We start from the raw sequence: 23,381 nt of genomic DNA, 5'->3' as shown, positions 1-23,381 counted from the left end.
GCTTATCTACGCTGAATTTGTGCCGGAATTTTAATCCGGATGCTTGAACAAATATTATTGCAATATCAGTGCCAAAACTATCAGAAAATTTAGCTATTAATTTCACATGTCGTATTTCAGCGAAATCCTCCGGTCAAAGCCGAACATCCAGCTTGCTGAAGGACGAAATCGGCCCCACCGTAGGAAGCGAAGAGAGTCCCACCAACTTATTACCGTAGATTCTTAAAACTATAAATAACTAATAGAACAAAACCTTAATCCTTATATCAAATTAATCTATAAAATTAATGGTAACTCCTTAAAATGGACTATTTTGGAACACTTTGCTTCGAACAAATGTTTTAAATTGGGGCACTTTTAACAATAATATGAATAGTCACTAAATATTAAAGGGTTAATTTATTGATTTTTGCAAATCAACAAATTAACCCTTTACCGGTTTCTTTGACCACCTAATTGTTCATATCGTTTAATCTGTATCATTAATTTTTGTTTCATGTCTCTTCAGGATCGTCTACTTTAAGGTCTGATCCATCTCCCTTTGAACATTAATCAACTCGCTGAGAATACTAACGGCAATTTCCTCCGGAGTTTCTGCTCCTATCTTCAGACCAATCGGGGAATGAAGATTTTGCAGTAATTCGGCTGATACTCCTTCTTCCTCTAATTCAGCTTTTAAAGCTTTAACTCTTTTGCGGCTGCCGATCATGCCAATATAAGCTGCTGGCTGGCGAATCACCTTTTCCAGACATACCTTATCGTAGCGATGTCCTCTTGTGACAATTACCACAAATGTTTGGGGAGTGATCGTGATCCTCTCTAAGGCTTGTGCAAAATCAGCGCAAATAACAGTGTCTGCTTCTTTAAAGCGAACAGAATTGGCAAAGGCTGGACGATCATCGACGACTGTGATCTCATATCCTACAATTTTAGCCATAATGGCAAGGGGAAGCGCTATATGACCACCACCTAAAATCAACAATTGCACAATTGTTCTTTGCGGTTCTAAGAGTAACCGATAGGATGGTTTGCTTACAGAGGTTTCGCAAGGCTCAAACTCAGTATCTAAACTAATTAATAACGGCTGACACCGTTTAGCGCAAATCTTGCCGCTTTCTTGGGCAACACGATTTAAACCGTCTAAATGAAGATCGCCGCTTACTTCCCCGTTAGCCTTAATAACGAGTTTGTTCCCTATCAAATGTCCAGGAGCCGATTCGATGACTGTAACAAGGATAGGATTCTGATTTCCTTCCTCAAGTGCCGATAAATATTCTTGGTAGAGTTTAAATTGTTCAGCGGAATTATGATAACCTAAATAATCAATGAATAAGCCCATGATTCCTCCGCAAACCATTCCCTCATCCTGAGCAATATCAGCGGTCATATTTAAGAAATACACTTTAGAAGTGCGTGCTGCTAAGACATTGAGAGCTTCTCTCCTGGCTTCAGCCTCACCGCATCCGCCGCCAATAGTACCTATGATAGTCCCGTCAGGAAAAACTATCATTTTAGCTCCGGGTTTACGAGGAGTTGAGCCAAGGACACTGATGATTGTAACCATAGCAACTTCAGTATTTTTCTCCAGGGCTATTTTTAGTCTATAGATCATTTCATTTTCCATTGTTTACTACCCCTCTAGATTAACTTAATAGTTTTCAATCGTTGTCTTAATTTTCATTCGGTATTCAATTATCATTGTTGTTTTTCAGGAAACGATCTGCTCGTCTTTAACAACAATTAATTTCTCCCCTCAAGGCCGGGCAAACCTTCTCCGGTCTTGAATCTGTCGTTTAGCAGTGCTTTGGGGAGCCTTTATTTCGGTACTTAAGTTAAAATTAAGGTTAACCAGTAAATTGTTGCTTTGCAGGCCGCCTTTTAGGCTGGGGATTTTAGCGAGAGATTGTAAGACAGGTTGTTCTATGTCAGCTGCAATTGGTTTCCTCAAGAGAATATTGAGGTTTAACCGGTTTTGCTCTGCCTCTTCAGTAAGCGTAACCTCGAAGTCAATAATATCCCCAAAGTCAAAGAGAACCTCGTCAAAATCGGAGATCGTCAAGTAATCCGTCTCATTCAGAAAAACCCGTTCTCTGGATTTTACCCGTTCCAACCGCTTTAGGACTGTGTTACAGGAACAGATGCCAGGTATAAATCTGGAAATATCGCCGGTTCGATAACGAACTAAGGGCATTGCTGATCTGGTAAGTGTCGTAAAGACGACTTCTCCTGGCCGCCCGTCTATCACAGGTGTTCCTGTCAATGGATCGATAATTTCAAAATATAGGTCTGCTTCTCTCAGGTGATAGCCACAGAAGCCCTCACATTCAATACCGCCGCCTAAACCCATCTCAGTCATACCATAATGATTAAACACCTGACACCCCCAATATCTTTGCAGTTCTTTGACAACAGTTAAAGGAACATAATCGGTACTTAACAAGACACTTTTGATGTTTAGAGAAGATGATTCGTCCCGTGAATCAATAAACCTTGCTAAATTCAGCACTTGAGTGGGTATCCCGACCAGAACATTGATTTTTTCCCGTTTTATTTGTTCAAAGGTGGCCTCCGGATTAATTACAATTCCGTGAACGCTACCTTTTACGCCTGCTCTTGCTAAACCTAAACGCAGTAAGTCACCGACACTTCCAGTCGTTTCACCAGGCAGCAAAATCAAGACTCTGTCCCCTGGTTTAATCAAGGTGAACATGCCATGATGAAAAAAATCGATGGTTAGTTCTTGATCCGGTTCACTAAAGAAGAGGCGTTTAGGTTTTCCTGTTGTACCGGAAGTCTGGAGGGTAACGATTCTGCTGATGTTATCTTGGGAAACACATAAGAAATCCAGGGGATAATCTTTGAGGTCTTCAGATGTGGTAAAAGGCAGTTTGTTTAAATCTGCTAAACTGGTAATCTTACAATCCAATCCCTGATAGAGACGGCGGTAAAATCTGCTGCTAGCGCTTACCCAAGCAATAGTTTCCTGCAGTTTGTTCAACTGGTAATCCTCGATCAACTTTCGCGTCAGTCTTCCCGAACGATTACCGGTAATTTTCTCCTGTACCCATGGTTCAAGCGGGGTAACATTTATGGCCAAGATTTATCTCCCCTTGCGGTAAATTGAGCGCCCATTTTTAGCGGTGAGATTATAAGCACAAAAGGGAATCAACTTGCCCTCAGGGCTAACAACATGGATACAGCAATTTTTTAAGCGTTCAAGATCCAGATTCCACGCATCTTGAAAAGCCATACCACTGAGGGAAAAAGCATAGGTTTTAAGTTGTTGAATTAAGTTGTCCCAGGAGTCGCCCGGATTATTCTTTGCGGTCTCAACTTTAAACAGTTCAGGCCCTGACCACTGCCGGGCTACGAAGGTCCGGGTTTTTCTGGCCAGTTCATCCGCTCGTTCCGGTCCCTCACAACAGGAATTGTTCAAGATCGGCTTCAAACTCCCGTCAGCTCTGCGCGTAAAGCTGCCGCTGAAAGAGCAACGGCCATTGTGGGGCTTCAGGTTTTCGGCTTTAATCAGCCCTGCTGTCTGTTTCTCAATGGCTTGTATAACTTCCGGCAGTGTAATCCGATCCTGATCCAGCGGTTCTTTGGGAATTCTTCCGAAATAGCTTACAGGTTGGAAATGAACCCCTCGGACGGCAGGATGATTTTTTAAGGCAAACTTTATGATTTCACCGATATTATCAGTGTTTATTCCCGGTATGAGAGTTGGTACTAAGACAACTCCGATTCCGTGTTCAGCACAGTTTTCTATGGCTTTAACTTTGAGATCGTAAAGATGCCGCCCTCTGATTGCCTGGTATATCTGATCCTCAGTACCATCAAATTGCAAAAAAACCGAGCTAAGGCCGGCCATCTTTAAGCGGCTTAGATAGGTTGAATCCACGGCCAGCCGTAAGCCATTTGTATTAATCTGGATAAAATTAAAGCCCAACCTCCGGCCCATTTCCACGATTTCCGGCAAATCGTCGCGGAGAGTTGGTTCGCCGCCGGATAACTGGATATTCACCGGGCCGCTGGCAGCCAGGACGCTTTTATACCACCCTTCAATCACTTTCAGCGAAGGTTCGTCCAGCTCCGTTCCGGCATTGGCAAAACAAAAGCGACAATTTAGATTGCAGCGCTGGGTAACTTCAAGCAAAGCCGTACAAGTTGTCTTATAATGGTCTGCGCATAAACCGCAGTCAAAGGGACATCCCTTGGCAACTTGCGTAAAACATTCCTTAGGTGGAGTAGGAATTGTAGGTCTGACCCAGGAGGCCCATTGAGGACTTCCATGCCAAATCAAGGTTCGATACCCACCATGTTCTGGGCAGCGTTTTACCAGATAAACATTTTCACCCTGAACCTCTCTTTGTGCCGGAATCCTGCGCAAACATTCCGGACATAAACTCTCAGTAGCGGAAGTCAAACTTCCCTTCCTATCCTCCATACGCTCTAATCCCTCTCTTACTAGAACTGGTATCCCTTGTGGGCAATCAGTTGGAAATACCCCATCTTTGCTTTTTTGACCGCTTCCTGGATAGGGTTAGGATCAACGAAGCTTAAGCACGAAGCAGATTTAAGCCAAAAATTTGTCATCGATCCATAAGTCATTATTAGATCAACCGTCAATTGGATCAATAAATTTGTATGATCACTCCAGTCAACAATATGAAAGTCAAAGTTATTAAGCATATTCAGCAGCTCGTCCCTGGTCAACGCCCTTCTGATGCATGACTCGATGCCGAGTTCGCGAAGGTCCTTTAGTCCATCAGGATTCCGGGCATAAACATCATTAATAATCAGCCATCCACCCTGCTTGAGCACCCGGAAAATTTCTTTCAGAACCTGATTTGGCTCTTCCATAACGGATAAGGTGCATTCAGCGAATACCCCGTCCAGGTTGTCAGGCGGAAAGGGCAGGTCCTCTCCCTGACCCCGAATCAGGTTTAAGTCAGGATTTCTCCTTTTTCCGATCTCTAATAATATCTCCGAGGGGTCAATCCCTATAGCTTGGAGCTGATATTCGGAGCATAAACGCTCAACCGTTGCTCCACTGCCAGACCCCACATCTAAGACTTTGGCACCGGGAAGAAAGTTACAGCGTTTCACTCCCAAGTCGGTTAGGAAAAAGCCGCCCGGACGTAAAGTATCTCCTGTAGTCTGCCGAAGAGCGTCACCTTCATAGACTTTAAAAACATTGTTATTCATACAGTTTTGAGTCTCCCGTCTGAGTTGCCAACTTCCGGATTTAGCCTTTGAATTAGATATGCATTCCAAATTATAACAATTTTTATACTTTGATATTCGAAACTGAGATTCAATAAATAAAATTTAATATCTGATTTTCACTCGTTGTCTTCGTCAAACTCTACGTCTTTAGAAGTAGCCGCTATTATCTCTTGAACTTTATTAAAAGTTGCTGCAACAATATTACCGCAGCGTACCGGATACTCATTTCCTTCATCTAAGGACTGGTCTAAAATCCCTTCACAATCAATGCTGCCATGGATATCTTCAAACCAGTTCATTAATTCCTTGAGCATAGTGTTGATTTTGGGGTGCCCGAATTCGCTTGAGCTGCCTTTCCCGAGATATAAGCCAATCAAGCAGGCCCCTCCGGTAAGAGCTCCGCAGGTTTTTCCTGACCTTCCTATTCCTCCGCATAAACCATGCATCGCTTTGATAAGGTCAGGATTTTCCTTTCCGAGATCATCTAATCCTAAAATTAAAATAATTTGGCTGCAGCAAAACCCTTGAGCAGCCAGTTGAAACATCCGAAAGGCGTCGGCCGGCATCATCCATCCCCCTTACTTATCTTCCAGGCTCTGCTCGACTTCAAACATCTTTCCTAATGCCAGTTCCTCGGTTATCAGGACCAGTCCACAGTTAAGACATTTAAGTTCTTGAACCTCGAAATCATTGCCTAAATAAGATGCCTTAACCAAACCCCGTTCCAGTTCGCCGCCGCATTTCCCGCACTTCCAAGGCAGTTTTTCCGTTTGTTTTGGCGTATTATTCATGAGCTCCCTCCACAATTTCCATGCGATGGCTATAAGCATTGTAGACGATAAAACCTTGGTTATGAGGTTCGTATTCTACCCAGTAAGTTACCCTGAGAGGGCGGTAATGGGCCAAACTACGGCCATTATCGGGATTTACAAACTTTCTTCCTGTCCGTTCTGCGTACTCAATAACCTGTTGGATATCCTCAATAAGAATATGGCGATCCTCCATTGTCTCCCAAACCCTGTCATTGATTTGAAGGTTTATACTCATATAGGCTTCCTCCTGATCTGACGGAGTTTCTTGCCACAGCGTATGCAGCAGTTTGCGTTTTAATTTGGCCCGGTTTTCATGGCGGTAGGAAAAACCAACACCGGGTTTGACGGCAGCTTGCTCAAGATCATCTGCAAAAATCAGATCCAGTATATGCCATGTACGTTTACCTTTAGAGGCAAACCGATCTCTGCACATAGCGCAGTAAGCCACATAATCCACATCGGACTCACTGATTCGATCCTCGACAATTTTCTGCGCTAATTCCCGGTTGGCAAAGGACATGAGTCCGCCATAACCGCAGCACTTAGTCCGCTCTCTGCTGTAGGGCAATTCTTCAATATCGTACTTTAGTTTCTTTAAAATTTTTCTTACTGCATTATGAATCGACGGTTCATGTCTCGTTGTACAAGCATCCTGGACCGCCACGTTTCCTCCATTGAGCTTGTCTTCTTGTACGGGAAGCTCCATTTCAGCCATCATCTCCCACAAAGAGACGATGTGCGGAAACTTTGTTTGGAACATACTGTGACAAGTGGAACAGGCTGTGATGATCTGAGGCTTGCCCAACCGTTCCCATTCAGCAGCTAAGACTTCCGAATTTCTTCGGAACAGGTCTTGCTCACCTGCCCAGTCAGCTGGAGCACCGCAGCAGCCAAGCATTAAACCTACGCCTCCGGAAAGCTTTTCCATCAACAATTTATAAACGTTTTCTACGTGCTCAGGAGATGAAGCGCTCAATTGGCACCCGGGAAAAAAGACGTAGCTGCTGGAATTACAGCCTGGCTGATGCCTGGCTAAGGCAAACTTATCACTGTTGCTGAAAGCCATGTCCCGCAAAGCAAAATCGTGGGCCGAAGGCGGCATTTTTCCTTTGCCGACCATGGTCACCCGGCTTGATTTACAAACTTCTCCCAGGTCTAATCCCTGCGGACAAACTTCAGCACATAACCCGCACAAACTGCAGGAGTTGATCATTTTATTGGCATGCCGCATCCCCATGACGATGGAATTATTATTATAAATTTGGCGCAGATACTTTTTAGGGTAACTTCCGTAATTTTCAATATATTTGCAGGCCTTTACACATTCCAGACACTGACAATTCAAACATCTGGAAGCCTCTGCTACAGCCTCTTCAACGGTGTAACCTGCTTGTTTATTACTCATGGATACTGCCGGCAATGATTCAATTCCTTGAGTATTAACGAACAGTTTAGTCTCATTAGAGCCTTCGCCTTCACGGGAAGCCGTTAAGGAAACACCTTGCAAAAAACGGTCTATAGAAATTGCTGCTTTACGGCCGTCAGCGACAGACCTTATCGGTGAGTTATTACCTGCCAGGGTTCCCCCAAAAATGCCCTTAATTGCTGTTTCACCGGTAACTGGGTTAAGCTCATAATTTTTTCCCAGGAGTTCAACTGTGTCAGCTGATTGCTGGGCCAGGCCAAGATACAAGGCAGCAAAGTTCTCCAGAAGATTAGCTAAATCCAAGCGGGTTATTTCCTTATTTAGTTCGATCTGAACCTTAAGTCGGGATAAGACGGAAAGTTCCTCGACTATAACTTCCGGGGACAATTGGTCTTCTGGAAAATTCCAAAGGTTGCCGCCAATTCGATCTGCCTTTTCGAACAACGACACTTTATAGCCTTTTTTAGCTAAATCGTAAGCCGCTGTCAGGCCTCTCAGTCCCGAACCAACGACCGCAACAGTTTGACTTTTTTCCGGGATCATCCCCGCTTTCGGCGGATTTCCGGATTGATTTTGTACACAAAACTTTTCTAAGGCCGCTATTGAAATAGGCGATCCAACATCTCTGCGTTTACAAACGTCCTCACAGGGGTGATCACAAATCCGACCTATAATTCCGGGAAAGGGCTGTTTTTTTTGTAATGTTGCCAGAGCGCTTTTTAAATCCCTTTTTTGTATGTCGGACATTAGCTTGCGGGCATCGACATGGATTGGACAACCCGCTGTACAAGCCGGAGGATTTTCTTGGGTACACTTATCTTCCAGCTGTTTTAATTCATCTTGTTCCATAAGCAACACCCGATTTCCTAAGTTATGGCTGCAAAACATTAAAAACGGGTATACCGTGGCTATTTAGCCCGGATAAAGCCGGGAACCTGCCATTACTGATCATGTTCAGGTTCCCGGCACTGGATTTTATCCTAAATCTTTAATCCTTAACCCTTAGCCTGAAGACCGGCAAGTACTTTTTCCGGACGGGCAGGTAAATGAGTTACCCGTACACCACAGGCATTATAGATAGCATTAATAATGGAAGCATGTGGTGAGGTCAAAGGCAGTTCTCCTGAACCTGCGGCGCCAAAGGGGCCGTTGGGACGATAAGTTTCAACATAGAGAAGTTCAATATCATCCGGTACATCTTTGATGAAGGGCAGTCCAGCGCCGACGAGATCTGAGTGTTTCTTCAAGTCCTCAAAATCTTCGCTTAGAGCCAGGCCAAGGCCTTGAACTAACCCACCGTAAAGCTGCCCATCCACAACCAGCTTATTGGCAATCTTACCGACATCGGCAACCATTGTCATCTTGACAACGTTTGTTTTACCAGTTGTAATATCGACTTCAACTTGGGATAAGAACGCTCCGTACATATAAACGGCGAAGGGATTGCCTTGTCCTGTCTCCACATTGCACTCCGAGGCAGGAGCAGTCCATGCACCTTGGAAATAAACCGGCAGATTCTCAGCGATCATTTCATCGTAGGTGCGGAAGGTTCCATCCTCTTTCTTAAGACCTTGCAGCAGCGTTTCACAAGCAACCCGAGTAGCATTTCCGACTAGGACTTGTGAACGGCTTCCTCCTGCAGGCCCGCTATTGGGGGTTTTCTCCATATCATTCATCACAAGCTTAATGTTTTCCGGTTTAATTCCCAAGGGACGGAGAGCTTCATGGGCTGTGGCCAGTGATCCCATATCAGCTCCCTGACCGTGATCCTCCCAGGACGTGTAAACCGTCACACCGGTGGCCGTTAGTTCCACATTAACTGCAGCACTGTCTGCCCCGTCTAAGCCTGACCCGTAGATCCCAATCGAGATACCAATTCCGCGCTTTTTATTGGGAGATGATGATGGCTGTTTAGCCCATTCTTTTGCTTGATCGTATTTAGGTTTAAGTTTATCCATAATCTCAACTAAACAATACACATCAGGTTCACAGCCGGTAGGTGTTGTATCACCGGGGCGGTAGACATTTTTATAGCGCAGGTCAAAAGGATCCATCCCCAGCTTTTCGGCAAGTTCATCCATCAAAACCTCAGACGAGAAAAGACTTTGCGGTGAGCCATACCCTCTGAAGGCCGAGCCCCAGGCATGGTTGGTACAAACCGTTCGGCCAAAGCCGCGGATGTTGGGAATATTGTAACCACTGCCAATAAATTGGGAGCCCCTTATGGTAAGCAGATCGCCAAATTCGGAATATGGACCGTGATCTACGGACCAATCAGATTCCATGGCCATTAATTTGCCCTCTTTAGTTGCTCCGAATTTAAGATTAATAAAGAATGGTGAACGTTTTCCGGTGTAGGTCATTTGCTGATAATAATCAAACTCCAGGTAAACGGGCTTACCTGTAGCAACTGCCGCGACTCCTAATAAAGCTTCGATGGTCGGACTGAATTTATAGCCGAAGGTTCCGCCAGCGTTGTTTTGAACTAATATCAGTTTTTCGGACTCGATTCCAATACCTGCACAAATCATGGCCTGATGGAGATGGATTCCGATACTTTTGGAATGGATGATTAGTTTACCTTCCTCATCGAAAAAGGCGTAGCCGACATCAGGCTCAATGGGCATGTGGGGTTGACGGCCAACATAAAAATCGTCTTCCACAACGACCTCTGCCTTTTCCAACAGAGGTGTAGTATCTTCACCCTTAACAACCTTTGTTTCAAAATAAACATTTGGGGTTCCGGGATGAATCTCGATGGCATCATCGGCCATGGCCGCTGGAGCACTCATATATTCCGGCAGCAATTCAAGGTCCACTTTAACCTTGTCCACTGCGGCTTGAGCATGTTCCGCAGTATCTGCTGCAACGATAGCTATTGCATCACCAAATTGGAACACTTTTTTATCGCAGAGGATCGGACGATCCCAGCCGTCACCTTTATTCGTTGGGAAAGTAATTAAACCTGTAATTTTGTTTTTGCCCACAACATCTTTGGCTGTAATAACCTTGTAGACACCGGGCATTTTTTCTGCTTCTGATGTATCAATAGAAAGAATATTGGCATGAGAAACTTTGGCCTGAACCAGTTTCAGCTGCAAGGTTCCGCACGGCAATTTATGTCCGGAGTCTGCGCCGAAATCCCAAGTCCCGGTAACCTTGGCCAAAGCGGAGGGACGAATATAGTTAGTGCCCCAAATACGACCGTCTTCAGGTAATTTGCACCATAATTCTTCGGTGGTAACTTCTCCCCGCATTAAACGTGCAGCATCCATCACTGCGTCCACTAAAGGCTTATAACCTGTGCAGCGGCAGGCATTGCGATGCTTTTGAAACCAATCCCGAACTTCCTCTCTGGTAGGGTTAATATTTTCTTCCAAGAGCTGTTTAGCCGATACAATAAATCCGGGGCTGCAGAAGCCGCATTGAGCGGCGCCATGAATCATCCAGGACAGTTGTAAAGGATGCAAATGTTCTTTAGTTCCCACTCCTTCAATGGTTGTAATCTCAGCATGATCGGCAATTCGTTTCATTTTTGTTACACAGGAGCGGATAACCTTACCATCCACGATCACGGAACAGGCACCACATTGGGCTTTACCGCAGCCGACTTTTGTTCCCGTCATGTGCATTTGTCCACGCAGTACATTTGCCAGGGTAGCTTCACCATCGACAATTACAATTTGAGGTCTTCCGTTAATAATTAAGTTCTTTTTAAGCAATTTTTTTCTCTCCTTTGCGGTTAATTAATCCTAAAAGGATGATCCATACTTCTCCAGTTTGTTTTAAACACCACTTTAATTTGAAATAAACGCCAATATTCATCCGTATTTTACCAGAAAGTTTTTCCTCCCAAACAGCGCTAAGTCAACTGAAAATTTCCTCCCACCCCTTTTTTCTTAAAATGATAACTTTTAATAACGTTTGTATAACTTTAGTGTTTTTGATCCTTTACGGTAGTTTTAACTGCAAGATTTATGCCAATAATTTTATGAATTTTTAACTACTTTATTTTAATGAAAATTCCGGCTTGATCTAAACTATAGAATACGATACCATTAAAGACAGCCAGTATTCCTTCCCTCAGCCGCCTTGAAACTTCTGAAAGTTTTAAGTTTAACTCCATGCTGCATAGCTTTAAACCCTCCTTTCCCTTACACAAATTGGAGGTTGTCACAATGGAAAAAATCAAGGTTCAAGATTCTGTTGGCGCTGTCTTAATCCATGACATGACTCAAATTATTCCTGGTGTTACAAAAGGTCCTCGCTTTCGCAAGGGACATGTCGTCCGTGAAGAAGATATTCCTATTCTGCTAAGCATGGGAAAGGAACACATTTATGTTTGGGATCAAACCCCCGGCCTGATGCACGAAAATGAAGCGGCAGAGCGCCTTGCCAAAGCAGCTTGCGGACCGGGGCTTACCCTTGACGAACCCAAAGAAGGAAAAATTACATTCACCGCCGCCCACGACGGACTTCTTTATGTCTCTGAGGACGGCGTTTTAGACTTAAACTCCTTGGAGTACATTATTCTCTCTACGCTTCACAATCATCGTCCTGTCAAAAAAGGCACTAAGGTTGCGGGAACTCGTGTTGTTCCGCTGATGATTGATGAAAAGGTGATCCTTGAAGCTGAGCGAATTGCCAAAACGTTTTCAACCCCGCTCCTTGAAGTTCGTCCTTTGAAATCATTCAAAGTCGGTATTGTCACTACTGGCAATGAAGTCTTTCACGGAAGAATTCAAGATAAGTTTGGCCCTGTCCTGCGGGCTAAGATTGAGGCCTGGGGTTCTGTGGTACTGAAGCAAACATTTGCCAGCGATGATATCTCTCTGATTCAACGCTCTATCCAAGATCATTTAGACCAGGGTGCGGACATGATCCTTGTCAGTGGCGGTATGTCGGTAGACCCGGATGATGTAACACCCACAGCCATTAAAGAAATGGGCGCGGAGCTTATCACCTATGGTGCTCCTGTTTTACCCGGCGCTATGTTTTTATTGGCCTATATCAATGATGTTCCAATCCTTGGATTACCCGGATGCGTTATGTATTCTAAAACAACTGCGTTTGACCTATTTGCTCCGAGGCTGCTGACTGGAGAGCGACTGTCACGCCGTGATATCGTCAAAACTGGGCATGGCGGACTTTGTCTGGACTGTCCAGTCTGTTCTTACCCTCATTGTTCCTTCGGCAAATAAGTTGTTCACTTAAACTGCCAAGAACTTCAGAGCCCAACCTTCAGAGAATCTAAGTTGGGCTTTTGATGTTTCATAAAGGCTATGTGATATAGTTTTCGCATATTATTATTACAATATAACTTAATTTTATTTAAAAACTTTAATAAACCTAAAGATATAAGTTCAAAATGTAATAGTTTGAAAAATAAAAATGTTCCATTTCTGATCTTTGTGTTCATTTTAGTGTTCCAAAATGGAGCATTTAACTTAGCGATCTGCAGTTGTTCGTCGAGAATATTTATGTTATTCTGAAAACATGCTAGTCAACTTTAATGCTAGAGAAAGGGGAAAGAGTATGAGCAACCGTTGGAATCGTTTCATCAATGGAGAGAGCGTCGAATCGGAAGTAACTCCTTCCATCTATCGTTCCTGGCAGAGAAGTATTGAATTTCAAGTTGATCATAGACTAATTACAAATCAGGACATTCTCTCAAAGCCCCGTCTCAATGAGCGTCGTGAAGCCCAAGAATCATTAATCCGGGCCGGTGGAACAGTTTTGCCTTATATATTCAGTTTGTTAGGAAGCAATAAGTATACGGTATTGCTTTGCGATAACGAGGGATATATTATCGAAGCAACCGGCGATGATTCTTTCATGAGTAAAGCCCAAAAAGTTTATCTAAGTCCCGGTGCCAGTTGGCGGGAAGAAATAAGAGGAACCAACGCCATCGGAACTGCTCTCCGAGATAATGCCCCCATCTCTGTCTTCGGTTGGGAACATTTTGTTCGTGAGAATCATTTTTTAGCATGCTGGGCCGCTCCTATTCAAAACACAGCAGGAGCACCTCTCGGCGTTATTGATATCAGTGGAGACGCCGCTGAAGATCGTGAAAAAATCCTTAGAATTGCTCGGATGGGGGCAAGCATGATAGAAAAGAATTTGCAGCTTCTTGAGTTACAAGATCAGCTGGAATTTTATCAAGAAGGTGCAAAGTTAGCTTCATCCCTTTTAAATCAAGGATTTCTGGCTATTGATCGAAACGGGATCATTACGAACATCAACTCTTTAGGGGCTGCACTTCTCGGGCGCAAAGAGGAGGAGATTATCGGGCAGCTTGCCGCCGATATTTTCAGTTCACCGAAAGGTTGGATGTTAAGTGGACGTTCCCTAAATCTGAAAATAAAGAATAGCTACGGAAATGAGATATCTTCTCACTTAAAACAGGTTATTAATGATAAGGGTTATTCATTAGGTGCTGTAGGGACTCTTCAAGTTACAACAGAACCCTCTGCTGTGTCCAATAACACATTATGGGTTGGACATGGTCAGCATACTCAGCAAACTTTGGCAAGGGCTTCCAAAGTTGCTGCCACTCACTCTTCTGTACTAATTCACGGAGAAAGTGGAACTGGAAAGGAAATTATCGCCCAGACAATCCATCAACTTAGCCCACGACGAGACGGGCCCTTTATTGCTCTGAATTGTGCTTCGCTGTCTTCTTCACTTGTTGAAAGCGAGTTATTTGGGTATGTAGAAGGAGCCTTCACAGGAGCACGTCGTGGTGGAAAGCCAGGAAAATTTGAATTAGCGGACAAGGGAACCATTTTCTTGGATGAAATAGGGGATATGCCCTTAAATGTTCAGGTTGCCCTACTTCGCGCCCTTCAGGAAAGAGAAGTCTGCCGCATTGGAGATACAAAAACGAAAAAAATTGACGTTCGAGTCATTGCGGCATCACACAAGGATCTCTCCGCTCTTGTCGCATCCGATCGCTTCCGACTAGATTTGTACTATCGCTTGAAAGTTGTGACTTTAGAATTGCCTCCGCTTCGCGAACGGTTGGAAGATATCAGAGATTTAGTCCCCCATTTCATTCACAAAGCCAGTACATCCTTTGGCATTCAAGTCATCGGAATCCAAGAAGAAGTATATCCTTACTTGTTGGCCCAAAAATGGCCTGGCAATGTCCGAGAACTCGAAAATTGTATTGAGAGTATGGTTGCTCTTGCCGAAGGTCCCATTTTAACTGTTGCAGACTTGCCCGAAGAATTTAAACAATCAGGCACAAAAACTGAGCCTGAACCTTTACTTGAGCAACAAACTAAACATGCAATCCTCTATGCACTTACTCAAACCAAAGGCAAAATAGCTCCGGCTGCCAAACTTCTCGGTATTGGAAGGAATACACTCTACCGAAGAATGAAAGAAATGGATATCCAGATATAAAAACTCCTTTTGTTGGAATAAGGAATAATAGTTGATAATAAAAACATCCTGGAGATAGCAGTTCTCCAGGATGTTTTTATAGAATTCGACTTATTTAATTAGTGAATATTATCTGTGCTTTTGCTGCTGAGACGAAACAACTTGTATCCAACACTTGGTACATTATAACTACGGACAAGATTCAATTGATTTGAACCCTTGTATTTTGTTGTGTTCGTATAACGGTTGTTCATAAAATGATAACCTCCCTATTGCGAATATTGTTAAAGTTATATAGCAAAATATAATTATATAGTTTCTCATTAACTTTAAGAATAGTATGGTAAGTTTTAAAATTTTCAACAATATAATCCAATATCTTTCCTGGCCAACAAAACTTACAAGTTCACCTAAGCCGCTGATTATTTTGAAAAAAATCTTGCCAAGGGTCATTGCCCTCGATCCTCCGGAGCGCCTCCGTCATATTAACACCATTAGGTGCTACCGTGTCTAGTTCATCCCAAGCGATAGGCATGGACACACCAGCTCCGGTCCTCGCTCTCAGCGAATAAGGGGCAATGCTGGTAGCTCCTCGGCCATTGCGAATCCAGTCGATAAAAATCTTATTAGCACGCTTGGCCTTTCTCACATTACTTGTATAGCGATCAGGCCATTTCTGCTCCATCACTTGAGCAACGCGTTTGGCAAAATCGTGAAACGTGTCCCAGGCAACGGAAGGTTTTAAAGGAACAACCACATGGTATCCTTTACCACCGCTGGTCTTCAAATAAGAATTCAGGGAGAGTTCGGCAAGAATGGTTTTCATATCCCGCACACCTTGGCGCACCCTGCTTAGATCCATCCCCTCATCCGGATCCAAATCAAAGACCATCACATCAGGCTTTTCTAAGTTGTCGACACTGCTTCCCCAGGTATGAAATTCCAGCGTACCCATTTGGGCTTCGGCAATCAGCCCTGATGTATCCTCTATATAGAAGTAATCTTCTGTTTCTCCGTCACTGGTGGTTACAGGGATTGTGACAATTCCTTTGCTGCCCGGACCAGGATGTTTCTTATAGAAGCAGGTCTGGGAGATGCCCTTCGGACAGCGTACAATGCTAAGAATCCTGCGGCTCACATAGGGCAGCATATGTTCAGCAACTTGAGAGTAATATCGGATTACGTCACCTTTGGTGATTTCCGAATCTGCAAAGATCACCTTGTCCGGGTTGCTAATCTTGATTCCTTCAATAATGATGCAGTCGGCGTTTGTTCCCATGGCTCTCTCCATTTTATTACCGGATGAGGGGGGGCATATTTCTTCATCCGCCTTTTCCTTATTAATATCCCTTGGATTCTTATCTGTCCGCAGACCTTTGAAACTGGCCTGTCTTAAGAGGTGCTCTGAGGTCCATTCGGCATATTTAACTTCCGCGACCAGCTCGGGTTCAAGCCAAGTGATTTTTTCTCGAGGTCTAGGCTTGGGCGCGGTCTGGAATGAAGGCTCCTTTCGCTTGAGGCCCGTAAATTTTTCTTCCAGATCTTTTCTGTCTGCTTCACTCAGGCCGGTTCCGGCACGTCCGGCATAGACTAATTCCCCATCGTCATAGATGCCCAGGAGCAAGGAACTAACCCCGCTTGTTTTTCTATCGGAAAGTGTATATCCACCAATCACAAATTCCTGCCTTTGCTCACATTTAAGTTTGATCCAGTCGCTGTTTCTTGCTCCACTATAGATAGAATCGGCTTTCTTGCCTACTATCCCCTCCATACCTGACTCACAGGCCGCGCGGAAACTTTCCTTGCCATTTTCCCTCACATGTCGGCTGTAGTAGAGGTTTTTAGGTGGATTCTTCAGCAATGCTTCCAGCCTTTCCTTTCTGTCAATCAGACGCTGCCCCCTCAGGTCCAAACCATCCAGCGCCAGAAGATCGAAGATGATATAGGTCAGGTTTTTGTCCTGAGGATTTTTTAGATAGTTCTGGAGAGCCTGGAAATCCGTCTTACCCGCCGCATTCGTAACGGCCATTTCGCCGTCCAGAATCATTGCCCTGCCGCCGGCCCATTCCACGAGGGAAGAGGTAACTTCCCTGAAACGTTCCGTAAAATCGTTGCCGTTCCTGGTGATAAGCCGAACGCTGTTCCCTTCAATATATGCCAGTATCCTGTAGCCGTCGTATTTCAATTCAAAAAGCCAATCTTCACCCATTGGGGCTGTGTTGACTAATTGAGCAAGCTGCACGCCGGTTTTGCTGAAGGGATTGCTCGTGCTCTTAGCGTCTTCTCCTTCTTCAATTTCCGTCATGGTGCGTCCTGATTTGATGCTGGAAGAATATTGGGATATTCCGTTGGAAGTTTTGGCATACTCATCTCTTTCTTTAAGTAACAGCCAGTTTTCCTGTTTTTCGCCTGTTTTCCCTTTTAAACGCACCAGAGCCCACTTTCCTTTAAGCCTGCAGCCTTGCAGAACAAACTTCAGCATCCCTGCACGAAGTCCGTCAGCAACATCCCCATAGGGCTCCCAGTGACCTTCATCCCAGATCATGACGACTCCCCCGCCATATTCCCCTTTGGGAATCGTCCCCTCAAAGTTTCTGTATTCCAATGGATGATCCTCCACCCGTATGGCGAGCCTCTTGTCACGGGTATCGAAGGAGGGACCCTTGGGCACTGCCCAGCTTAAGAGAGCTCCGTCCCATTCCAGGCGGAAATCATAGTGATCCCTGCGGGCTATATGGTGCTGAACAACAAACCTCAGGCCCTCTTGGGCCAATTCTGTTCTCCCTTCAGGTTCATGGGTTCTTGTAAAATTCCTTTTTTGGTTATACTTGTTGAGATTTGCGGTCATATAATTAAGCCAGTTCTTTCTGCTTTTCGTTATTGTTTCCAATTGAATTATAAGTATCCTGAAACTCATTTTGTTATTTCGCTTGATATGATAATAGTTCGTATTGTTTGTCTAGGGGTAACTGCTGGACTTTCCGTCCATCTTATGCCCTTATAACAGCATAATCTATTTAAATACTTTCTGCTGCCGGAATGTAGACAGCTCTGTCTGTTGGCTTAGCTAAATAAGGAGTGACGATCTCATTCCAGGCTTTGAAATGAGCAGTTTTAAGATGTTCATCCATAGCCTGCTGAGAATTATAAACTTCGTACAGCACAAATTTTGATGAATCATCCTTGCACTGGAAAAAATCAAAACTCTCTATGCCTTCTTCTTGAATGGAATTCTTTCGGTTTATCCTCGTTGCCTCAATAAATGCCTTGACGTCTGACTCTTTTACGTAAAAGGTTACAATTTTAATTAACATATACCATCTCTCCTTCAAATATTGTTTTCCCTTTACTGTTATAAATAATGAAGATTAATAAATCTTCTCTGGAGACTCCATAAACCATTGGATTAATCCGCAGCGAGTACAAATAAGAATAGTCGCTGACTTGTTGAGCCAATCAAGATTTAGAAACGTGGCACCAGCAGTATTTAATTGTGCTGAACCTTCCTCGAAAACGTCATTTTTGCAATGAGGACATATCACTTTTATAGTTGCAACTTCATACCGACTTGGTCCGAACGATTCTTTTATGGCTTTAGCACCTCTTTTTAATCCTTCAATGAAATCCGGCATTATTTCACCATCCTCTTAAATCAAAACTGGTTTGTACCAGAAATGTTTTACATTATAATTCCATTAATATTCTCTTTTTCCTTCCCCATCATTCTCGGCAAGTGATTCTTAAGGTTTCATTTTTGAAACTTCCAGGCAAAAAAAATCCCCTCACAATGAGGGGAAGATAGAGGAGGAAAAGAGTGAATAACTCTATGTTAACCGCCAATTGGCGGATAATAAGTTAGCTTCCATTTATAGTTATAATTTGTACTAAACACTTGAACGATGCTTTGTTTTCTGACCTTTTCTGATCTTAGTATACCCTCTTTGGGTATATCGCTCAACTCATAAATTTGACCATTATTGACCTTTGGTTCTGGTTTAAACTGATTTTGACGTGCTACCTTCTTAAGGATTAATAATTCGTTAATATTTGATAAAAAAATAACCGATCACCAATCTATGGGAATCGGTTATAACTTAGTAATCAGCAAAGTCCTCTGAGAGGTGGATGAATGATGTTGCAATTTATGATGCTGTGATATCGTTTTTTACTTGCTGTTCTTTAACAACTTGAGAAATACTTCAACAATAGCTGGATCAAATTGTTTTCCCGCGCATGCTTTTAATTCTTCGATTGCCTCTTCTACACTAATGGCAGCTTTGTATGGTCTCGTATTCGTCATAACATCAAAAGAATCAACTATGCTTAATATTCTTGCCATCTTCGGTATCCCTTCGCCTTTTAAGCCATTAGGATATCCCTTCCCATCATATCGCTCATGATGCGAAAGAATATTTTTTGCAATATGCGATAGTTCCGGCGTTGACTCGGCAATACGAAAGCCTATTTCTGAATGTTTTTTCATGATACCCCATTCTTCTTCAGATAGCTTGTCCGGTTTCATTAATATATGATCAGGAATCGCAATTTTGCCAATATCATGGAGCATTGCAAACAATGCTAATTCATCAAGTTCGTATTGCGAAAATTTCATCGCCTCACCAATTTTTACGCACATAGTTCTCAGTCTAGCTGCGTGTTCTTCTGTTTCTTGATCTTTTTCAAAAAGGGTTCTTTCGAGAGACAAGAGTGTTGAACTTCTAAGGCTTGTACTTTCTAAAAGCTTATTTTGGTACATTCTTTCCTCAGCTATTTTTATAATATCTTTACTTTTGTAATTACCTGTCTTTTCAGCGCTTCCGATTGCAATGCTTAATTTTATAGGAAGATTCGGTGAAATATTTTTACATTCGCTTTTAATTTTTTTAATAACTTCTTGACAATATAGTTGATCCTTATCTTTAATGAGAATAATAAATTCATCTCCACCCCAACGAGCGATGATATCGCTCACCGAGCAGCTTTTCTTGAAAATCTCAGAGATTTGGCATAATAACTTATCACCCTGATTATGCCCATAGGTATCATTGGTATATTTCAATCCATTTAAATCACCCATCAAAATTTGATAGTTTGATTCAGCGGATTGATCTAGACTTTCCAGTACTTTTTCCATATACGCTCTATTTTTCAGACCAGTTAACTTATCGGTATAACTCAAACTATATAATTCTTGCTCAATCCGTTTTTGCGTTGTAATATCTGAAAAAGTCCCCACCACACGTTTAGGTTGTCCTGAAGAATCATAATCAACGACTTTACCACGATTTAAGATCCAAATCTGTTCCCCAGTTATTTTGTATACACTGTATTCTTCATGTAAATACTCCTTGTCTCCACGAATACAATCGTCCAAGGCATTATTTATAGTTGATCCATCCTCTTGGGCTGGACGGAAGTATTTTTTGTAAAGGTCTTCCTTATTAAGCGTCTCATCGCCAACTAACCTTAACCACTCAGAGTTAATATATAGATTCATATCTTCAATTCTCAGGTCCCAGAACCCATCATTGGTTGCTTCCATTGTTAACCTGAATCGTTCTTCGCCTTCTTGGATATCTTTGTATGCTGTTTTAATTTCTTCAAGCATCTGATTGATAGCCGTCGCTAACCTCGAAATTTCATCCTTTCCACTAAGCTCAATTCTTGACCAGACGTCTTTTCGTATACTTACCTCATGGACAAAACGATAAAGCTTGCGTAAACGTTTCAGTATTGTTCGATCGATTGCGAGGATACAGATTACGATTATCGTAAACAATCCCGCTAAAAACACCCACCTAAATAGATGCAGAGTTTTGATTCCCTGATCATAAATATTCCTTTGCCTCTTCATAGTTATTGCAATATCGGGATTTCCGTTAAGATCTTTGACAAAGGCTGTAGCCATTGCCAGGGTTTTACTTTTTTCAATAACTAAGTCATCATCAAGAGGTCCTGCTTGGATTTGATTAACGCTTCCAATTTCTATGGTTTCATGAGTAACTTCGTCCAGATAATTCAAATAACTTTTATCCAGATATTGCCCCATAACAAGATAACCGTCGGCAGGAGGTTTCTCATCGGATTGAGTAATCGAGGTAATAAGAATAATCATAGGTCTGTTTGAGACCATAAGCATTCCGGCAAGTATATCATTTCCTCGAATATTCGATAATTGTTTTTGATGTTTATTGATGTAACTAATTACACCAGTATCAATTGGAGTTTTAACACCATTCTCCAGATCATAACCTTTAGCGAAAATGATCTTTCCCTTATTATTTAAAAATAGCATCATGTTAAGGGACAAGTCAGTAAATGTTGAATTCTGTAAATTGTCCTTAATATATGCTTGATTACTATCCTTGACAAAATTAAACGTGTCATCCCATTTTGCCCAATCCAGGAGAGTGCTTCTTAATGAATCTTTTCTTGAGTTTAACATAATAGATATACTTTTATAATTTTGTTTTAGGATTTGATCTTCTTGATTTAATAAGTTATCAATTAAAAATATTCGAATTGCACCTAGCATAACTAGAGCAACAGCTAGTGCACCTGCAGAAATTACAATAAACGTTTTAAGTCTGATCCCCATAACCCTAACCTCTTCTCAATAACCTATGAACCAAATTTAGAAATGTCCGTTTTTTCTTGATATACAATATTCGACGTAATTCGATTATTCTCCTTTAATTATTTGCTGAGAATTTTTCCCCTTTTAAAAATAATATAGCTTTCTAAACGTTTCACTGAAAAATCTTTTTTAAAGTTCATCACATCTACGAAAAAAGTTTCGTTTCGCATAGCAAACCGCTGAACCTGTCAGGTTCAGCGGTCTTAAGAGATGCTCTATGGATTTTGGGTTATCTTTTAGTCATTCAGAATTGCAGTGCAATGTGGACATCTTGTAGCCTTGAGGTTGATTTCGGTAATACAATAAGGACAAGTTTTAGTTTTTGATGGTTCATCTTCAACCTCTTTCTTCTTAGTAAAGCGATTAACTTGCTTAATAACTATGAAAATGGAAAAGGCGATAATTAAGAAATTAATAACATTATTAATAAACGTACCGTAATTTATGGTTGCCACTCCAGCATTCTTGGCCTCAACGAGTGTCTTATAATGTCCGCTTCCGAGTACAATAAACAAATTAGAAAAGTCAACTTTACCCAGAAGAATACCTAGAAGAGGCATGATGATATCACTGACCAGAGAAGTAACGATCTTACCGAATGCGCCCCCGATAATGACACCAATAGCCAAATCAATGACATTCCCTTTAAGCGAAAACTCTTTAAATTCCTTCCACATTTTCCGTATATCCTCCCTATCGTCCAATCTTACTCAACGTATAATTACAGCTTCCTTAGATCCTCTAAAACCTGCTCGACATGACCCTTAACTTTAACTTTAGGATAGATTTTACGGATGACTCCTTTTTGATCAATAAGGAACGTCGTACGTTCGATTCCCATACTCTTTTTACCATACATAGTCTTTTCTTTCCAAACATCATAAGCCTGAATGATCTCTAAATTCGGATCACTTATCAAGATAAAAGGAAGCTGATATTTTTCGATAAATTTGTGATGGCTTCCCATGGGGTCTTTACTCACTCCAATTACCACAGAGTCATTATTGCTTAAATCTGTGAAATGGTCACGAAAATCACAGGCCTCGGAAGTACAACCGGAAGTCATATCTTTGGGATAAAAATAAAGAACTATCTTTTTACCGCGAAGTTCTGATAGTTTTACCAGCTGGCCGTGACTTCCTTCAGCAAGAAAATCAGGCGCAATATCTCCTATTTTGAGCATCTTCATCAATCCTTTCTGAATCAAGAAGTAATCCCTTATATAGAATGTAAAACATTTAATGATAAAACTCAAATAACCAACCAGTTCCTGAATATGTGTATACCCAAAATTCTCCAATAATTATGTAATTCCTGCGAATCTTAGGATTAAAAATCGTAATAGCCATAAATTATATAAAAAATGAGCCCTGTCCTCTGACAGAGCTTCAAAATCAAATTGCTAACATTGGGTATTTCGTAGATTTCCATTCACATAACACTCAACTTCAATATCTGCACTTTTTTGCAAAATATTAAATACTGTGCAGTAACTCTTCCCAAGTTTTATGGCTTTAATTACCTTATTTTCTTGTTCCTCATCAACTTCTAGCTGGTAAATTATTTTAATTTTGGCGAAGAGCTTTGGCGGTTCAACGTCTCGCTCTGCCTCTGTAACAACTTTTAACGTCTTGAGTGATACCCTCATTTTAGCTAAAATCTCCAATAAAACTCCGATACTGCAGCTTACTAACCCTGCTAAAACAAGATCTGTCGCTTTCGGGCCGTTTCCATCCACTACAAGCTCAATATCCGGATTAAGAGATAGAACAACACTCTTTCCGTTTTGCCAAGTCCCTGCTACCTGCTGCTTCATTAGAATTCCTCTTTTATTTATTCTTTTTCATACAATCAAATACAACACACAATCCTTTTGCATGATATACAACCATCA

General features: G+C 42.2%; 18 protein-coding genes. 2 read left to right on the top strand and 16 right to left on the bottom strand.

The features are described 5' to 3' along the window. Window positions 1-514: 514 nt before the first annotated feature. The 8 genes from ACPUYX_RS10905 to ACPUYX_RS10870 all read right to left on the bottom strand — a co-directional run bounded on the left by ACPUYX_RS10905 (window position 515) and on the right by ACPUYX_RS10870 (window position 11,186). Complete coding sequence (locus tag ACPUYX_RS10905; RefSeq protein WP_426379690.1) at window positions 515-1,624, bottom strand: XdhC family protein; 1,110 nt, start codon at window positions 1,622-1,624, stop codon at window positions 515-517. A 129-nt stretch (window positions 1,625-1,753) separates the two neighbouring features. After that, the gene (locus ACPUYX_RS10900) at window positions 1,754-3,097 is read right to left on the bottom strand and encodes a DVU_1553 family AMP-dependent CoA ligase (RefSeq protein ID WP_426379689.1); all 1,344 of its coding nucleotides are present in this window, start codon (window positions 3,095-3,097) and stop codon (window positions 1,754-1,756) included. 3 nt (window positions 3,098-3,100) lie between these two features. After that, on the bottom strand, window positions 3,101-4,444 hold the full coding sequence (gene trsS, locus ACPUYX_RS10895; protein ID WP_426379688.1) for a radical SAM (seleno)protein TrsS: 1,344 nt from the start codon (window positions 4,442-4,444) through the stop codon (window positions 3,101-3,103). Window positions 4,445-4,464: 20 nt separating this feature from the next. Beyond that, the gene (trsM, locus tag ACPUYX_RS10890) at window positions 4,465-5,205 is read right to left on the bottom strand and encodes a DVU_1556 family methyltransferase (RefSeq protein ID WP_426379687.1); all 741 of its coding nucleotides are present in this window, start codon (window positions 5,203-5,205) and stop codon (window positions 4,465-4,467) included. A gap of 137 nt (window positions 5,206-5,342) precedes the next feature. Further along, the gene (locus tag ACPUYX_RS10885) at window positions 5,343-5,792 is read right to left on the bottom strand and encodes a DVU_1555 family C-GCAxxG-C-C protein (RefSeq protein WP_426379886.1); all 450 of its coding nucleotides are present in this window, start codon (window positions 5,790-5,792) and stop codon (window positions 5,343-5,345) included. 12 nt (window positions 5,793-5,804) lie between these two features. Then, window positions 5,805-6,017, bottom strand: coding sequence for a DVU_1557 family redox protein (locus tag ACPUYX_RS10880; RefSeq protein ID WP_426379686.1), 213 nt, complete (start codon window positions 6,015-6,017; stop codon window positions 5,805-5,807). Further along, a complete protein-coding gene (locus tag ACPUYX_RS10875; protein WP_426379685.1) occupies window positions 6,010-8,313 on the bottom strand; it encodes a pyridine nucleotide-disulfide oxidoreductase/dicluster-binding protein in 2,304 nt (767 codons plus the stop codon). The genes ACPUYX_RS10880 and ACPUYX_RS10875 overlap by 8 nt, the downstream gene beginning before the upstream one ends. 146 nt (window positions 8,314-8,459) lie before the next feature. Continuing rightward, window positions 8,460-11,186 (bottom strand): molybdopterin-dependent aldehyde oxidoreductase, encoded by a 2,727-nt coding sequence (locus ACPUYX_RS10870; RefSeq protein WP_426379684.1) that lies wholly within the window; start codon window positions 11,184-11,186, stop codon window positions 8,460-8,462. A gap of 456 nt (window positions 11,187-11,642) precedes the next feature. Between ACPUYX_RS10870 and ACPUYX_RS10865 the strand changes: the two genes are divergently transcribed. Continuing rightward, the gene (locus ACPUYX_RS10865) at window positions 11,643-12,665 is read left to right on the top strand and encodes a molybdopterin-binding protein (protein ID WP_426379683.1); all 1,023 of its coding nucleotides are present in this window, start codon (window positions 11,643-11,645) and stop codon (window positions 12,663-12,665) included. A gap of 334 nt (window positions 12,666-12,999) precedes the next feature. Further along, entirely contained in the window at window positions 13,000-14,871 is a 1,872-nt protein-coding gene (locus ACPUYX_RS10860; RefSeq protein WP_426379682.1) for a sigma-54-dependent Fis family transcriptional regulator, read from the top strand. Between the two features lie 98 nt (window positions 14,872-14,969). Here the strand turns inward: ACPUYX_RS10860 and ACPUYX_RS10855 are convergent, their stop codons facing one another. The 8 genes from ACPUYX_RS10855 to ACPUYX_RS10820 all read right to left on the bottom strand — a co-directional run bounded on the left by ACPUYX_RS10855 (window position 14,970) and on the right by ACPUYX_RS10820 (window position 23,303). Beyond that, on the bottom strand, window positions 14,970-15,104 hold the full coding sequence (locus ACPUYX_RS10855; RefSeq protein WP_426379681.1) for a hypothetical protein: 135 nt from the start codon (window positions 15,102-15,104) through the stop codon (window positions 14,970-14,972). 152 nt (window positions 15,105-15,256) lie between these two features. Next, window positions 15,257-17,698 carry a DNA ligase D gene (ligD, locus tag ACPUYX_RS10850; RefSeq protein ID WP_426379885.1) on the bottom strand — a complete coding sequence of 814 codons (2,442 nt, stop codon included), beginning with the start codon at window positions 17,696-17,698 and terminating at the stop codon, window positions 15,257-15,259. A gap of 169 nt (window positions 17,699-17,867) precedes the next feature. Next, a complete protein-coding gene (locus ACPUYX_RS10845; RefSeq protein ID WP_426379680.1) occupies window positions 17,868-18,164 on the bottom strand; it encodes a putative quinol monooxygenase in 297 nt (98 codons plus the stop codon). A gap of 54 nt (window positions 18,165-18,218) precedes the next feature. After that, window positions 18,219-18,482, bottom strand: coding sequence for a hypothetical protein (locus ACPUYX_RS10840; RefSeq protein ID WP_426379679.1), 264 nt, complete (start codon window positions 18,480-18,482; stop codon window positions 18,219-18,221). 533 nt (window positions 18,483-19,015) lie between these two features. Then, window positions 19,016-21,448, bottom strand: a complete 2,433-nt coding sequence (locus ACPUYX_RS10835) for an HD domain-containing phosphohydrolase (RefSeq protein ID WP_426379678.1) — start codon at window positions 21,446-21,448, stop codon at window positions 19,016-19,018. Window positions 21,449-21,723: 275 nt separating this feature from the next. Continuing rightward, entirely contained in the window at window positions 21,724-22,164 is a 441-nt protein-coding gene (gene mscL, locus ACPUYX_RS10830; RefSeq protein ID WP_088225516.1) for a large conductance mechanosensitive channel protein MscL, read from the bottom strand. A 44-nt stretch (window positions 22,165-22,208) separates the two neighbouring features. Further along, complete coding sequence (gene bcp, locus ACPUYX_RS10825) at window positions 22,209-22,670, bottom strand: thioredoxin-dependent thiol peroxidase (protein ID WP_426379884.1); 462 nt, start codon at window positions 22,668-22,670, stop codon at window positions 22,209-22,211. Window positions 22,671-22,889: 219 nt separating this feature from the next. After that, complete coding sequence (locus ACPUYX_RS10820) at window positions 22,890-23,303, bottom strand: OsmC family protein (protein ID WP_426379677.1); 414 nt, start codon at window positions 23,301-23,303, stop codon at window positions 22,890-22,892. Window positions 23,304-23,381: the final 78 nt, after the last annotated feature.

Source organism: Desulfosporosinus sp. SYSU MS00001 (assembly GCF_049943955.1).
GTDB lineage: Bacteria > Bacillota > Desulfitobacteriia > Desulfitobacteriales > Desulfitobacteriaceae > Desulfosporosinus.
Note: the sequence above shows the minus strand (reverse complement) of the source record. Positions and strands in the feature narration are given on the sequence as shown.

What these genes read in the sequence shown, in the direction of transcription:
- ACPUYX_RS10905 (WP_426379690.1), bottom strand. Translation starts at nt 1,624, where the DNA reads ATGGAAAATGAAATGATCTATAGACTAAAAATAGCCCTGGAGAAAAAT.
- trsS (WP_426379688.1), bottom strand. Translation starts at nt 4,444, where the DNA reads ATGGAGGATAGGAAGGGAAGTTTGACTTCCGCTACTGAGAGTTTATGT.
- trsM (WP_426379687.1), bottom strand. Translation starts at nt 5,205, where the DNA reads ATGAATAACAATGTTTTTAAAGTCTATGAAGGTGACGCTCTTCGGCAG.
- ACPUYX_RS10885 (WP_426379886.1), bottom strand. Translation starts at nt 5,792, where the DNA reads ATGCCGGCCGACGCCTTTCGGATGTTTCAACTGGCTGCTCAAGGGTTT.
- ACPUYX_RS10880 (WP_426379686.1), bottom strand. Translation starts at nt 6,017, where the DNA reads ATGAATAATACGCCAAAACAAACGGAAAAACTGCCTTGGAAGTGCGGG.
- ACPUYX_RS10875 (WP_426379685.1), bottom strand. Translation starts at nt 8,313, where the DNA reads ATGGAACAAGATGAATTAAAACAGCTGGAAGATAAGTGTACCCAAGAA.
- ACPUYX_RS10865 (WP_426379683.1), top strand. Translation starts at nt 11,643, where the DNA reads ATGGAAAAAATCAAGGTTCAAGATTCTGTTGGCGCTGTCTTAATCCAT.
- ACPUYX_RS10860 (WP_426379682.1), top strand. Translation starts at nt 13,000, where the DNA reads ATGAGCAACCGTTGGAATCGTTTCATCAATGGAGAGAGCGTCGAATCG.
- ACPUYX_RS10855 (WP_426379681.1), bottom strand. Translation starts at nt 15,104, where the DNA reads ATGAACAACCGTTATACGAACACAACAAAATACAAGGGTTCAAATCAA.
- ligD (WP_426379885.1), bottom strand. Translation starts at nt 17,698, where the DNA reads ATGACCGCAAATCTCAACAAGTATAACCAAAAAAGGAATTTTACAAGA.
- ACPUYX_RS10845 (WP_426379680.1), bottom strand. Translation starts at nt 18,164, where the DNA reads ATGTTAATTAAAATTGTAACCTTTTACGTAAAAGAGTCAGACGTCAAG.
- ACPUYX_RS10840 (WP_426379679.1), bottom strand. Translation starts at nt 18,482, where the DNA reads ATGCCGGATTTCATTGAAGGATTAAAAAGAGGTGCTAAAGCCATAAAA.
- ACPUYX_RS10835 (WP_426379678.1), bottom strand. Translation starts at nt 21,448, where the DNA reads ATGGGGATCAGACTTAAAACGTTTATTGTAATTTCTGCAGGTGCACTA.
- mscL (WP_088225516.1), bottom strand. Translation starts at nt 22,164, where the DNA reads ATGTGGAAGGAATTTAAAGAGTTTTCGCTTAAAGGGAATGTCATTGAT.
- bcp (WP_426379884.1), bottom strand. Translation starts at nt 22,670, where the DNA reads ATGCTCAAAATAGGAGATATTGCGCCTGATTTTCTTGCTGAAGGAAGT.
- ACPUYX_RS10820 (WP_426379677.1), bottom strand. Translation starts at nt 23,303, where the DNA reads ATGAAGCAGCAGGTAGCAGGGACTTGGCAAAACGGAAAGAGTGTTGTT.